10 protein-coding genes and 1 pseudogene are annotated in these 14,824 nt (G+C 44.2%); 7 read left to right on the plus strand and 4 right to left on the minus strand.

The genetic code is table 11. From position 1 onward, the window contains the following. Positions 1 to 159 precede the first annotated feature (159 nt). Both DW657_RS18695 and DW657_RS09755 read right to left on the minus strand, forming a co-directional pair. A pseudogene (locus DW657_RS18695) lies at positions 160 to 249 on the minus strand (antitoxin); the annotation flags it as partial. Between the two features lie 24 nt (positions 250 to 273). After that, positions 274 to 567 (minus strand): nucleotidyltransferase family protein, encoded by a 294-nt coding sequence (locus DW657_RS09755; protein WP_118312354.1) that lies wholly within the window; start codon positions 565 to 567, stop codon positions 274 to 276. Positions 568 to 786: 219 nt separating this feature from the next. On the opposite strand from DW657_RS09755, the gene DW657_RS09760 reads away from it, so the two are divergent. The 6 genes from DW657_RS09760 to DW657_RS09785 all read left to right on the plus strand — a co-directional run bounded on the left by DW657_RS09760 (position 787) and on the right by DW657_RS09785 (position 10,618). Continuing rightward, positions 787 to 1,275 carry an RNA polymerase sigma factor gene (locus tag DW657_RS09760; protein ID WP_233546762.1) on the plus strand — a complete coding sequence of 163 codons (489 nt, stop codon included), beginning with the start codon at positions 787 to 789 and terminating at the stop codon, positions 1,273 to 1,275. Positions 1,276 to 1,391: 116 nt separating this feature from the next. Next, positions 1,392 to 2,189, plus strand: a complete 798-nt coding sequence (locus tag DW657_RS09765) for a DUF4974 domain-containing protein (RefSeq protein WP_118312355.1) — start codon at positions 1,392 to 1,394, stop codon at positions 2,187 to 2,189. 1 nt (position 2,190) lies between these two features. Then, entirely contained in the window at positions 2,191 to 4,761 is a 2,571-nt protein-coding gene (locus DW657_RS09770) for an outer membrane beta-barrel family protein (protein WP_118312356.1), read from the plus strand. Between the two features lie 437 nt (positions 4,762 to 5,198). Further along, positions 5,199 to 7,244 carry a hypothetical protein gene (locus tag DW657_RS09775; RefSeq protein ID WP_118312357.1) on the plus strand — a complete coding sequence of 682 codons (2,046 nt, stop codon included), beginning with the start codon at positions 5,199 to 5,201 and terminating at the stop codon, positions 7,242 to 7,244. Between the two features lie 36 nt (positions 7,245 to 7,280). Continuing rightward, positions 7,281 to 9,395, plus strand: coding sequence for an outer membrane beta-barrel family protein (locus tag DW657_RS09780; RefSeq protein ID WP_158577346.1), 2,115 nt, complete (start codon positions 7,281 to 7,283; stop codon positions 9,393 to 9,395). A gap of 191 nt (positions 9,396 to 9,586) precedes the next feature. Then, positions 9,587 to 10,618, plus strand: coding sequence for an alpha/beta hydrolase (locus DW657_RS09785; RefSeq protein WP_233546772.1), 1,032 nt, complete (start codon positions 9,587 to 9,589; stop codon positions 10,616 to 10,618). 1 nt (position 10,619) lies between these two features. Here the strand turns inward: DW657_RS09785 and DW657_RS09790 are convergent, their stop codons facing one another. Continuing rightward, positions 10,620 to 11,906: an NAD(P)/FAD-dependent oxidoreductase gene (locus tag DW657_RS09790; protein WP_118312360.1), complete on the minus strand. Its 1,287-nt coding sequence runs from the start codon at positions 11,904 to 11,906 to the stop codon at positions 10,620 to 10,622. A 143-nt stretch (positions 11,907 to 12,049) separates the two neighbouring features. Here DW657_RS09790 and DW657_RS09795 point away from each other — a divergent pair, with 143 nt between their 5' ends. Next, on the plus strand, positions 12,050 to 12,448 hold the full coding sequence (locus tag DW657_RS09795) for an FKBP-type peptidyl-prolyl cis-trans isomerase (protein WP_118312361.1): 399 nt from the start codon (positions 12,050 to 12,052) through the stop codon (positions 12,446 to 12,448). 51 nt (positions 12,449 to 12,499) lie between these two features. On the opposite strand, the gene DW657_RS09800 is transcribed toward DW657_RS09795, so the two are convergent. Beyond that, a complete protein-coding gene (locus DW657_RS09800; protein WP_158577347.1) occupies positions 12,500 to 14,689 on the minus strand; it encodes an outer membrane beta-barrel protein in 2,190 nt (729 codons plus the stop codon). Positions 14,690 to 14,824: the final 135 nt, after the last annotated feature.

The raw sequence follows: 14,824 nt of genomic DNA on the forward strand, positions 1-14,824 counted from the left end.
GTGACAACTTTTTCACGTATAAGACACTTGAAGAGTTACTATTGTATCCATGCAGAGCCGATTAAATAAATTTCTCTCTCAATACAACAATGAATATATGACAATCGGTCAAGCGAAGGCAAAACCATGTTGGTTTGCTCTTTGCTTGACCGATGTTTCTTATAATTCTTCTATCATCTTATTAATTGTTTCTAACATTCCAGGGAGTTTGTTCTTGACTACATCAAAGACAATAGATTCATCTATGTCAAAATAGTGATGATTAGTTCTTCGTCATGCATAGATTCCATCTCTTTTAATTTGCTTAAAAAGCATCGGATTCATATTATTGCGAAGTCGGACAATATCTACAGGCTTACCAAAGAGCTCTTGCAGTTCTTCCTTGATGTGTACCATTGTAAATAAGTCGGGCTTTTTCATTTCCACACAAACATCAACATCGCTGTCTTCGGTCTGTTCGTTTCTAGCCACAGATCCAAAGATTCCTATCTTTGTAATGCCATAAGCATCTGCTTTGGTGCTCAGGTATTTGCGAAGTATAGTAATATAATCGTTTGTCGTTTTCATTATCTTTCCATTTTTGCCACAAATATACGATTTTATTTTTTATGTTCCAAGTTTTTGCAGGGTTTTCTTGCAATAATAGTTCAAATTACTTGGTTTTATGGTGTTTTTTATTACCTTTGCATCGGTTTTTCGAAAAAAATAGAAGATTTCTTCATTTTAGGGGTAATTGATTTCCGGAAAGCTTGTATATAAGAGTAGAAACAAGAAGAAAATGACGTGATGACAGAAGAAAATGAACAGCGGATGGAACGGCTGTTCCACGACCATTACGAGCAGATGTATCGCTTCGCCTTTGCCTTGCTCCATGATAATGAGGAGGCGAGGGATGTGGTGAGTGATGTGTTCTCCAGATTGTGGGATAAACAGCTGGTTCCAGACCGGACTTACTTGATGCGGAGCGTGAAGAATGCCTGCATCAATCTCATAGCCAGAAAGAAGAGAGATGAACGACTGAAACGGCTTCTCCCTCTCTCGGAAGAAAAATTGACGGAGGAAGAACCTTCTCGCCTGGAAGAGCGATGGCAGGCTGCCGTGGATTGCATCGACCATGACCTGACCGACCAGACAGCTTCCGTCATCCGATTGTGCTATCGGGAAGGAATGTCGTATAAGGATACGGCGGAGGAGCTGGGCATCAGTGTTTCGGCAGTGAACAAGCATATCGTGAAAGGTTTGCGAATGCTCAGAGAAAAGTTGAAAGGTAAATAATCCGCCAGGCGTTCCGACGGATTTGCAATCCGTCGTTAAAAAAGGTTCGACCTCTTTATTTTGCGGATTTGCAATCCGCTTATACAATAACCCTAAAATGAAGAAAGGAAAAGAAAATGAAACATGAATTATCTGACATAGATCCTCAGAAGATGAACCCTCAGAAGATGGATTCTCAGAAATGGGATTTGCTCCTCGATCTCCTGGAGCATCCTGAAAAGTACTCCGAAACCGAGAAGGATGAACTTCTGGGCGATGAGGATGTGGATGAACTCTATCAGCAGCTGATAGAGACCCGACAGTCTCTGGATTTCGCCAAGTCGAAGGAAGAGATGAAGATGCCTTCGATTGATGCAGAATGGGAGAAGCTGAAAGACGAGATGAAGCTGAAAGATGAGATGAAGCTGAAAGAAGAAAAGCAGCAGAAAGAAGAGATGAGTCAGAATGCAGAAACCCAGCAAACCGCCAAGTTGTTTCCTCTCTGGAGCCCGATGAGAAAGGTGGCTGCCGTTGCTGCCGTCCTTGTCGTCTCCGGTATCACCTTTGCTGCCATTCATCTGGTAACCCGTTCTCATCAGGCATCAGATAAGAACAATACCGAACTCGTGGCATCCCGAAAGGATTCTATCCAGCAGGTTTCTGCTCCTCAGAAATCCAACATAGAAGAAAAGACAGATTCTGCAAGTCTTGCCCAGCTCCCATTGGTTTACGAAAACGCTGAGCTTCAGTATATCCTGACTCCTATCGCCGAGCATTTCCATCTCCAGGTAACTTATCAGAACGAGTCGGCTCGCCATATCCGTCTCTTCCTGCAACTGGAGAAGAACATGAGTCTGGATGATATCATCGAACTGTTGAATCATTTCGAGAAAGTGAATATTCGTCATGAAGGTCAAACTTTAATCGTGGAATAAGATGAAAAGATTAAGATATATCATGCTGCTGGCAGGTCTGATGAGCCTTTCTCTTCAGACCATCTATGCTCAACGCATCACCCGCAGCTTCCGTAACACTTCTATGTCAGAAGCGCTCACCATCCTTGCCAAGAGCACCAAGGATTACCATATCAACTTTATGTATGATGAACTGGAGGATTTCACGGTTACCACAAGTATCGTGAAGCGAACAGCTCCGGATGCCATCCGCCAGATCATGGGTTTCTATCCGATGAAGATGACGATAGATGGCGAAAACATTTTTGTGGAGTGTACGCAGAAGACTCCCACCAAGATGATAGGTCGCATCATAGACAATAAGAAACGCCCTGTAGATTTCGCCAATGTAGCCTTGCTGAATGTTCGTGATTCTTCATTGATAAATGGCGGTGTGACGAATGAAAACGGTCAGTTCGTAATTCCCTGCGGAGCCAGAAAGGCGATAGTAAGAGTAAGTTGCGTGGGCTATCATACCGCTGTCGATACTTATAATACAGGTAAGATTGGTTCAATTACTCTGAAGGAGGCAACGATGAACCTGCAGAAGGTGATAGTGAAGGCGGTTCGCCCAAAGACAAAACTGACTCGCGAGGGATTCCAAACCCAGGTGCAGGGTACAATACTGAGTGATGCAGGTATGGTTGCCGACTTGTTGAAGCAGGTTCCAAGAGTGCGTGTGGATAAGGATGGAAACTGTTCGGTGTTTGGAAAAGGTACACCGGAGATTTATGTCAATGGCAGAAAGCTGACCGATAAAAATGAATTGCAAACCATATCTTCCAAGGATGTGAAGAACGTGACGGTTATCACGACTCCCGGTGCGCAGTATGATGCCCAGGTCAATTCGGTGATTCGTATTACTACGGTCAAGAAGCAAGGTAATGGATGGAGTGGTAATTTTCAGGCAAAATATGGTTTTGCCATGAAGAATGCCTGGCAAGAGCAGGCTAATCTCAATTACCGTGTGGGTGGACTGGATGTATTCGGTGGATTGAAGTGGTCAGATTACTATTCTTATGATAAGTTGGGATTGGATGAATATATCAATGGAAATCAGCATCAGATATATCAAAAATCTGCAGGGCGCATAGATGCTAGAAATTATGGACCTGATGCCAATCTGGGTTTCAATTATGAATTCAATGAAAATCATACCATCGGTCTGAAGTATAAGTTTGGTTCTGGCAATACTAAGTATTTTACTGTTAGGCAGAACTATTCCATCTTTCAGGATGGAGTTCACCAGGGAGATGTGAATTATCTCAACGATGAGTCTGATTCCAAGCAGACTCCTTTTCATCAGGCTGACTTTTATTATGATGGTAAGATAGGCAAGTGGAGTATAGACCTGAATGCATCTGCTATGTGGCGGACGAAAGACCAGATACAGAAAGCCACAGAAACCAGTTCTGAGTTGGGCGACCAGATTGTATGTTCAGATAGCCATACCAAAGGAAAGTTGCTTGCCGGTAAATTGGTTGTTTCTTATCCTTTGACCGACCAGTTGAACATAGACTTTGGTTCGGAATACACAAATTCTGATAGTCATACCAACAACAAGAACGAGGGTGGTGTGGCTGCATCCAATGATTCCAGAATCAAGGAACAGAACATAGCTGCTTTTGCTGAGGCTGCATGGTCGTTGGGAGATTATTCCCTGAATGCCGGTGTGAGATATGAGCATGTAAAATCAGACTATTATGCCGAGGGAGTGCTCAACCCGGATATGAGCAGAAAGTATGATAATGTATTTCCTAATGTATCCTTGGGATATGACAAGGGCAAGTGGCATTCTTCATTGAGTTTCACGGCAAAGACCTATCGACCAAGTTACTTCCGTCTTTCCGGTTATACCCGATATACGAGTCGTCATTCCTATGAAAGCGGTAATCCTAACTTGCGACCAACGGATGCCTATCATCTGGAATGGGATGCGCAATATTCCTGGCTGAGTTTCTCTGCTGAATATATCTACAACAAGAATGCCTCGGTATATATGATGAAGCCATTCCAGGGCAATAAGGATATAGCCCTGTCATATTACGAGAATGTAGATAAGATTCAGAACCTGAAGTTCTATCTTGAGGCTACTCCGGTGATAGGCTTATGGCATCTTGACTATACGGTAGGTCTGCTCAATCAGTTCTTTGATGCCAGCAAATACGTCAGCGACTATAATGCCAATCGTCCTTCTCTCTATCTGGATTTGGAGAATACATGGGTATTGCCACATCATTGGAAGGCTCGATTGGAATACGCTTACCAGTCGCGTAATTATAGCGAATTGGGTGTCAACTATGCATGGAATTCCCTGGATGCGTCTATTTCCAAGTCGTTCCTGAATAACCGACTGGTTGTGAGACTGGAAGCAGAGGATTTGCTTCATGGACAGAACGAGAGTTGGCAATATCATAATTCGTATGCGCACTTCACCAGAACCGGTATAGATAATACCCGCATGTTCTTGGTCAATGTAACTTATAACTTCAATGCCACCAAGAGCAAGTATAAGGGTACAGGTGCTGGTAATGCAGAAAAGAGCAGATTATAGCTCATTTTTAAAACACGGACAAATTGAATTTGTCCGGACAAATTGTCCGGTTGGTTCTAAGTAGTTGATATTTAGAATATTATAAGCCGTCGGACAAAAGAGCCGGACAAATTCAATTTGTCCGTGTTATTTTTTCTGTGGTTTTGGAGTCAAAATCAGGCTTTTTTAGCTTTTCTCTCTATAGCTTTCTTCTCGTAACTCTGTGCTTTTCTCCCCGTAACTCTATGACTTTTGGATGTTAACTCTATGAGTTAGGTTTTTTAAGAGATGATGTATGACAAAACATGGGAATGCATTACGGGTAGGAGGGATGAAGAACTGGATGGAATTGGTAATTTGATGCAGTTATACAAATTTAACGGAAGAGATGTAATGGCTTTGGATAATAATGTGTACTTTTGTACTAGATAATGATGAAATAAAAACATATTGTAAGAATGAAGACGGCTTTTTGCTCTTTTGGACTGCTGATGGCTGCTGTACCCATGTTCGCTCAGAACACTGGGAAGGACTCTATTGTCTCTACTAAAGCTTTGGATGATGTGGTGGTATCAGCCTCCAATATCAGTCGTGTGGGTGATCATCTCGTCATCTATCCCAACAGCCAGCAACGAAAACATGCGGTCAATGGATTCGGGGTGTTGGAAAACCTGAATATCCCAGGACTCATCATCGATGCAAAATCGAATCAGGTGGATGTGATGGGACTGCAAGCCACCTTGTATCTGAATGGGCAGGAATGCGACATCCGGGAAATACAGATGCTCCGTCCTCGTGACATCGAGAAGATAGAATATCATGATGCTCCATCGGGAAAATACGCCAAGGATAAGCTTGTCGTCAACTTCATCACCAAACAATACCGATATGGAGGATATGTGCAGGCTGACGGACTGCAGACGATGGGATATGACCATGGCGACTATAACGTTGCCACCAATTATGTAAAAGGTAACAATTCCTATACTGTGTTTGCTGGTGCAAACTATAGTCATGTGGATGGTACTGAGACCTGGAACAATGAGAACTATCAGTTTCCGCAATCCCTATTTGATAGGGAGAGCTATAGTAAGAATTCTTACCGGAACCACCAGGAATATATGCAGTTCCGCTATCAGAACCAGAAGGGAAAGAGATATTGGGTGGGCAAGTTTACGCTCGTCAACCTCTCTACTCCAAGAAATGCATCTTCTGGTTTTGCGAAGGAAAGCACAGAGACGGACATCTTCTCAAATATCCGGAAGAAGAGTCTGTCTCCTAAGATTGACCTGAACGTTAACTTGCCATTAAGCAAGAATCAGACGCTTACCTTGGGAGTACATGGCAAGTATTCTGTCAACTCCTATCATCGTCTTTACCAGGAACAGCCTTTCGAGACAATGACCGATGAAGATGAGAATGCGCTGTCGTTCCAGCTGTCTGCCATCTATAATTATTTCTCTCAAAAGCATTCCTTATCTGTGGAACTGTTTCATTACCACGATGTCTGGAATGCCGATTATTCCGGCAATTGCGAACTTTGGCAGCATCTGTGGAAAGGGGAGTCGTTGGCTTTCTTCTCCTATAATTTCCAGGCTAGCAGGCGCTTGAGTCTGAAAAACCGCATCGGATTGGATTGGCTTCAATATCATCTGCATGGAGACAACAGTTTTAGCCAGCTGTCTCCTCGCATCAATACGAATGTGCAATACCAGCTGAATAAGGGAATGCTCTTGTGGTCATTCAACTTTGTGAACTCCAATCATGGTATGGATGTCATCAACCGGGCTATGATTCAGGTCAATTCCCACATGATGGAAAAGGGAATGCCTGAACTGAAGAAATCGCATGACATCAACACCTATTTGTATTATATGGGGCGTTTCAACAGGTTGAGTGTTTCTGCCATCGGACAATTCCGTTACAATCATCATCCTGTAACTGATGATTATTACCTGGATGAGGCAAACGGGAAAATAGTGAAGACTTACTCGAATGGTGGAAATGCTCAATATTATTCTGCTATCCTCGCCTTGCAGTACAAACTGTGTAAGTTTGCCAATTTGTCGGGAGATATCAGATATAACCATGCGGAGGTGAAGACTACCTGGTCGAAGCATAACAACAATTTGACGGGTAATCTTGGGTTGAATATGTTCATGGGAGATTTTGCCTTGAAGCCTTACCTGCATTTTGGCAAGAAGTCTTTAGATGAAGCTGCTTTGGTGATAAGCAAGACTCCTATCGATTATGGAATGTCGTGTTCTTACAGCAGGGGCAACCTCTATGTAGAACTTCAGGCAGCATCGCCTTTCAAAAAGCAGGAGAAGCGATATTGGTTGGGTTTGCCTATCTACAGCTACAGTAAGAGCATCAAAGACCAGACGGCTTCGCAATATGCCAGCATCAAGGTTGCTTACTCCTTCGACTTTGGCAGGAAGACCCAAAAAGTAGAGAAGGATGTTAATAAGAACATAAACAGCTCTTTGTTAAGAGTGGAATAGAGTTTTATAAAACAAAAGATATAGGAACGGATGAAAATGTTAGATTTTAAGGTAAAAAGATTTGTTGGTATTATATTTCATTTGATTTTAGCTCAAATCTGTTTGGCACAGACTGGTATCGCTAACCAAAATTTTGGAAAGGATACTCTGCAATTAAGGGAGGTTGTTGTTAGAGCAACCCGCCCTTTGGCAAAGTTGAACAGCGAAGGGTTTGTGACAGAAGTCAAAGGTACCGTTTTGGAAAAACTTGGTTTTGCAAAAGACGTTATGGGTATGTTGCCTGGTGTACTGAATAATAATGGTTCCATTGAAGTTTTTGGCAAGGGAAAACCAGTCTTCTATATCAATGGACATATTGTCCGCAATAATATAGAAGTTGAGCAATTGAAGGCTAACCAAATAGATAAGATAACAGTTATAACGAATCCAGGTTCACGTTATGCTTCAACCGTAGGTTCCATCATAAAGATAACAACCATTAAAAAGGTTGGGGATGGTTTCTCCTTTGATAACATCGCTACTATTGGTTATCGTAATTATCTGTATGGCAAAGACAATTTGGACTTGAACTATAGAATTGACAATTTGGATGTTTTTGGAACGTTGGGATTTGAGAAAGGCAAGGATACGAACTCTAGCAAAAATGTTCAGAATTCATGGCTCTCGTCACATCATCAGCAGAATACGACTATGAAATCGACACAGCACTCAAAGTTGATTGATGGTAAATGGGGATTTGATTTTTCCTCGTCTCCAAAACTCTCATTTGGCGCATTTTACCAAGTGTCTTATGCTCCAATAAAGACCAATTCTAGCATTATGTCATCATTATATTCTGATGATGTAATTGAAAGTGAGACTTCTGCATACAAGGATATCAAATTAAGAGATTTGGAACATTTGTTAGATGGATATTGCCATGGGGTTTGGGGAAAATGGAATTTGGAAATGACTTTTGATTTAATGTGGAAAAAAACACGTGAAAATCAAAATGTTATAGAGCAAACTGGCATCAATCAGGATTTCGGAATAAAAGATGTTGGGCATGCTAGGTTAATGGCAACGGAATTATATGCGTCACACCCATTTCTTAAAGGTAATTTTAGCTTTGGAGTAGATTTCACCAATAGTAGCCGTGAGGAAAATTCAGAAAGTGAAAATAGCATTATGGCAGGCGAGAACAATAAAATACAGGAGCTGAACATGGCATATTACGTTGAAACTATGCAGCATCTAGGCAATGTAACATTCCGTATCGGTGGCAGGTATGAGCATGTGAACAGTGAATATTTTATAGGTGGCAGAAAAAATCACGAACAGTCACATGTTTATGATAAGTTTTTCCCGACTGCTTCATTGTCTCTGCCTATTGGGAAAACTATGGTGCAGCTGAGCTATTCTAAGCAATGCTATCGTCCATTGTACTCTCAGTTGAGCAACACGGTTCACTATGTTAACAAATATCTCTATCAAAGTGGAAATCCGTATTTGCAACCATCCTATAGCGACAACATCTCTTTGAATTTGAGGTATCGCTGGCTGGCATTAACTGCTAATTATAAAAAGGTGCAAAACCAAATAATAACATCATATACATATTATGATGATTCAAAGACTATTGCTTTGCTCAAAAAGGAAAATTCTAGAAACAGTCTGTCTAACTTACAGATAATGGCTTCTTTTATGCCCGGATTCCTTTGGAAATGCTATTATCCCGTATTGGCATGTGGTGTTGTCTCGCAATTTTACAAGATTGATTACAGAGGAAATATAAAGCACGTGGACAATCCTTTGGTTGTAGTTAAGTTCAATAATATTTTCAAATTCCATAACAACTATATGGCGACAGTAAATTACAGTTGGCGTAGTGCGGGAAATAGTGAGAATATTAAGATGGGGAGTGTTGGACAGATAAATCTTTCTTTGGCTAAGGACTTATCTAAAAAATGGAATGTCAAGTTGTCTGCAAATGACATCTTTAATACTGCCCGCAATAATACTTTTACCATTTTCAGCGGAATGAATGATGTCTATATTGAAAAGGCTGCGTCTGTAAGGGCAGTGGAATGTATCGTAAGATATAAGTTTAATACAGTTAAAACAAAATATAAAGGTAAAGGGGCAGGGAAAAAGGAAATGGATAGATTGTAACTGTTTAAACTCTATCCATTCTGGGATATGCTTATCGATAGTTTGTCGTAGTTCATATACCCATATAAATGCAGCTTTATGCTTCAATTTAACTGGATTTTTTCCTCCGTTTCTTTGCTAATTCCATCTTTTTCCTTAATTTTGCAGCGGAAACTCTATAATAGATATTTTTAATAGCAAAAAGAATGAAGATGAAACAAAAAACGATGAGAAAGATAGGCATCGCTTCGGCTCTGGGCTTGGTGGTGCTCGTGGTGCTGGGACTGTATGGCGCCAGCAACTATATGCTCAATTATTCGCTCAACTATCCGAAGGAGGAGAGAATGACGGCTGAGCATTGGAAGAACAGAATGAAGAACGAGTGCCCCTGGATGATTGGCTGGATGGACTCTGTGTATCAGCACCATTGTGTGAAGGATACCTTTGTCACGATGCCGTCGGGCTACAAGGCCCATGCCATCTATCTCTATGCACCGAAGACTACGGAAAAGACTGCCGTGGTGGTGCATGGCTATCAGGTGCGCTCCGAGGGAATGCTGCACATCGCCTATCTCTATAATCACGATATGGGGTATAATGTGCTCCTGCCAGATCTGTATGGACATGGAGAGAGCGAGGGCGACCATATCCAGATGGGATGGAAGGATAGATGGGATGTCATCAGATGGTCGGAAATCGCCAATGAGATTTTTAAAGTGGAGAGTGAAGAACGAAGAGTGAAGAATCAGAGTTCTTTGGATGATGGGAAAGCTAGCTTAAAAGCTGATACCCGTCAGGTGATTCATGGCATTTCGATGGGTGCGGCAACCACGATGGCAGTATCGGGAGAGAAGACTCCCGATTACGTGAAGTGCTTTGTGGAGGACTGCGGCTATACCAGCGTGTGGGATGAGTTTTCCGCTCAGCTCAAAGACCAGTTTGGCTTGCCTGCCTTCCCGCTGATGAATACCACTTCCGCCCTTTGCCAGTATCGCTACGGCTGGTCGTTTGCCGAGGCGCAGCAGATAGAGCAGGTTCGCAAGAGCACCAAACCGATGCTCTTTATCCATGGCGACAAGGATGCCTTCGTGCCTTATGCCATGCTTCATCCGCTTTACGAGGCAAAGACGAAGGGCAGAAAAGCCATCTTCATCGCCAAAGGCTCCGTTCATGCCATGGCATATCGCGACCATCACGAGGAATACACCCGCATCGTGAAAGACTTTGTTTCGAAAGAGGAATAGGCTATTCTCCGATATGTTGTCCCACCACATACCCCGTGGTCCAGGCGGCTTGCAGATTGAAACCGCCGGTGATGGCATCGATGTCGAGCACTTCTCCGGCAAAGAAGAGGTGAGGGCACACCTTGCTCTCCAGGGTATGCAGGTCGATGTTGCTGAGGCTGATGCCGCCGCAGGTAACAAACTCCTCCTTGAAGGCTCCCTTGCCGTTCACCTGATAGAGATCGTTGGTGAGGGTTTCTATCAGCAGGTTGCAACCCTTCTTTCCCATTTCGCTCCATTTCTTCTCGGGTGCATATCCCATCTTCTGAATCAGGAAGAGCCAGAGGCGGGATGGGAGATTGTAAGGGCGGATGCTAGCCAACTGCTTCTGCGGGTTGGCGATGATGATGCCCTGGATGTTCTCTTCCACCAGCGAGCGATTGCTTTCGTGTACCCAGTTTACGGAAATCCTGATCTGATAATTGTTCTCGTGCAGATAGCGGGCAGCATGGGATGAGAGCTTCAGCACGGTAGGACCGCTCATGCCCCAATGGGTGATGAGGAGCGGACCCTCTGCCTTCAGCTTGGTGCCCGGAATGCTGGTATATACAGGTTCTACCACCGTGCCCATCAGATTCTTGAAAGCCTTGTCGGCGATGTTGAAGGTGAAGAGCGATGGGATAGGCTGCTCTATTGCATGTCCCAGGTCTGAGAGATGCTTGAAGCTTTCCAGCTTGGGATGACCGCCTGTGGTGATGGCTACCCGGTGGAAGGCAATCTGCCTGATTTCGGAAACGGGATGAGAGGCAGAAGATGCACCCGATAGATTTCCCTTTTCTTTTGAAATCTTGAAATCCAGGAGCAGGCGCTCATCCTCCAGTTCGGTGATGGCGGTGAGCTGGTGGTTACATTGTATCTTCACGCCCAGTCGCTTGGCGGTATTCACCAGACAGTCGATGATGCTATGCGAATCCTGTGATTGCGGAAACACGCATTGGTCATCCTGTGTAACCAGTGGCACGCCGTTCTCCTCAAACCAGTCGAAGGCATGCTGGTAGTCGAATCTCTTGAAGAGTCGCTTCATCAGTTTATGTCCGCGAGGGTACGCCTGTTTCAGGTCAGAAATCTCCTCAAAGGAATTGGTAAGATTGCATCTTCCTCCTCCCGTGATTTCCACCTTGGCGAGAACCTTCGAATTCTTCTCGAAAATCGTGATGTCGGCGTGAGGGAAGTTGCGCTTGGCCTCTATCGCCGCAAAGAATCCTGCGGCACCCCCACCAATAATTGCAATATGTAGTGATTGTGGCATATCGTATTTTTGGTTGATTAGGGTGCAAAGGTACTGCTTTTCTTTGATAAAAGAAGAAAAGTTCTCCTTTTTCTTTTGCAGATACGATAGATTTTTGTAACTTTGCGCAAAAATCATAGTATATTAAGAAACCAAATAGATTTATGGCAAAAAGAGAATATGTTGAGGCCAACAAGCGTTGGCTGGAGGAAAAGGCAAAGGAGGAGGGCGTTTTGGCGCTGCCTCGTGGTATATATTATAAGGTGTTGAAGCAGGGCGACCCGAAGGGAGCACAGCCTAGCCGACGCAGCATCGTGACGGCTCATTATACCGGTTGGACCATCAACGGCAAGAAGTTTGATTCCAGCCGTGGCGGTACGCCTTTCGCCATGCGATTGAGCGACCTGATTGATGGCTGGATTGTTGCCATGCAGCAGATGCACGTGGGCGACCAGTGGGAACTTTACATCCCTGCCGAGATGGGCTACGGCAAGTTCTCGCAGCCGGGCATCCCAGGCGGTTCTACCCTGATATTCGAAGTAGAACTGCTGGGAGTGGGATAACCCGGATACTTGAAATTATAAAGATCATTAAGATAAGAGAGTCTTGTCCGGCTATAGTCGGTTCAATTCATCTTCCGCACTGTTCATGCCGTTGTATCTTCCCTTGCGCTTGTTGAATTTCCAGGTTACGGTCAACTTGTAGCTCCATAGCTTGTAATCCTCTGTCTGGGAGAAGTCAACGGCATGCTCGTGGGTTCGCTCCTTGAAGAGCTGCTGATGGAAGAGGTCGTTGGCACTGAAGGCAACCTGTAATCTGCCGTCCATCCACGATTTGTTGGCACCAAGACTCCAGTTCTGAGTGGGGCTGAACTTCGTTTTGCCCACTTGTCCTCCGTTGTCAAAACTGTAGGAGAGCGACAGCTGATAGTCGTTTGGTAGCGTGAAGTAATTGTCAAACGATGCATTCCAAGTTGCTCCGTTATAGCTGATTAGCTCTCCGTGACCATTTGCAGAGAAGCGCTGGTAAGTGATGCTTGCATTGACATTCGGACGCCAGCAGCCGAAGGCGTGACCCCAGTTGAGATAGGCCATGTATTTCTGCATCTTGTTGAAGTTCATGAATGTACTCACGTATCTTACGGGCTTGTCCTCCGGCACTTCATGAATGTACATGATGGAGTGGTCGGTACGGGTGTATCTCAGCATTCCCATGAAGTCTTTCCACTGTACCGAGTAGGTCAGACGATAGGTGTTGACAGGCTGCAGCTTCGGATTACTGATCTGATATTGAAAGCGCGAGATATAGTAGATGTTCCCACTGAGCTGATTGAAAGAAGGTCGGGCGGTGGTAGTTCGGAAGCTGAGCGAGTGATGCCACGATGGTTCGTTGAGAGTGATACCGAACGATGGAAACCACTGGTCGTAATGGCGCTCCATATTGTCGGGAGATTCCTCCGACAGATTGGTGTATCGGGATGTGAGATGTTCGTATCGGATGCCTGCCCACCAGCTCCATCTGCCAGCTTCACCCTGATATTGCAGGTAAGCAGCCGTCTTGGTATCGTGGTTTTTGTATTCCGTAGTTCCAAGCATATCGGCAGAACTTTCGGTTTTTCCCTTGCCTTCCATCAGGCTCCATTCGCCACCATAGTTGATGGAATGTTTGTCTGAGAAGAGTTGCTTGACTTCGATTCTTCCACTATAGATATCGTAGTTGGAATTAGAGCGGTTGAGGGTTTCCTGCATCTCGCTACCTTCTTTCTCCGTGATAGGCTGGCTGTCAGAATCCTTGTTCCTGGCATAGTCCAGATAAATCTGTGATGAGAAATGCTTCGACCATTTAGCCAGATGGAAGAGATTGAAGTGGTGGCTGCGCTGGTGTCCCCATTGCTGGCTCTCCGCATCAAAATACTTCATCTCGCCATCCGCATCAGAAAGCTTCATCTCGCTGTTTGTGTCTCCTGCTGGGTTAGGATAGCGATAGTACTGCTGCTGTTTCTCGCTTCTACCGCCATTCAGCCAAAGCCCTTCCCATTGTATTCCCACTTCGTGCTGCTTGCTGATTAACCAGTCGAAGTTGAGTTCCGTAGCGTTATAATTTGCCTTGTTCTTGCCATGGCGGTCGGCTCCGAAGAGATATTCGCCATCATTAGCTCTTACGAGCGCTTCCTGTGGCTGATGCACATTGTAACGGTTGTCTGTGTAACCGTAAAATCCTGTGAGCGAAATTTTCTTCGTTACCCAACCCAGAGTCAATTCCTCGTGGTTGGTGTTCACCTCGCTCAATTCATCATACACCTGCATCTTGCCGAATATACCCTCGTCTGTTCTTCTCGTCAGGATTCTCAGTACGGCTCCCGTCGTTGCATCATATTTTGCACCAGGAGTGGTAATGAGTTCTATTTCATCTATCAGCTTCACATCGAGATGAGAGAGTTCGGCAGAAGTCGCCTTCTTGTCGTTGAGATAGATGATGGGTGCTCCCAGTCCGTTTACTTCCAGAGTTCCATCGGCGGTTTGTTTCATGCCGGGGATGTGCTTCAATACATCTTCCAGCGTTGGCTCCTTTGCCAAGGGAGTGTTGCGGATACGGGTAACCAGGGCATCGTTTCTCATCTTGTACATCGGGCGATGACCTGTTACGGTTACGGCTTGAATCTCAGTCTCCTTATCAGCTTTGATCGAATCATTTTCCGTCTGTATTGAGTCTGCGCAAACTCCGGATGTCGGGAATTTCCCGTTTTGTGCTGTTGTACAGGTGGCGGTGGCTAGCATCGCACATATAACTGTTTCTTTCTTCATTTTCTTCCTTGCTTTTTGTTTTCGTCTGCAAAGGAACAGCTTTTCGGGCTCAAAATCGCAAATAATCATTACTGAAACATTACGCTGGCAAAATAATCTTGCTTCACCTTATTATATATGATGAAATCTTTGTAC

Origin of the sequence: Prevotella sp. AM23-5, assembly GCF_003473645.1 — a bacterium.
GTDB lineage: Bacteria > Bacteroidota > Bacteroidia > Bacteroidales > Bacteroidaceae > Prevotella > Prevotella copri_A.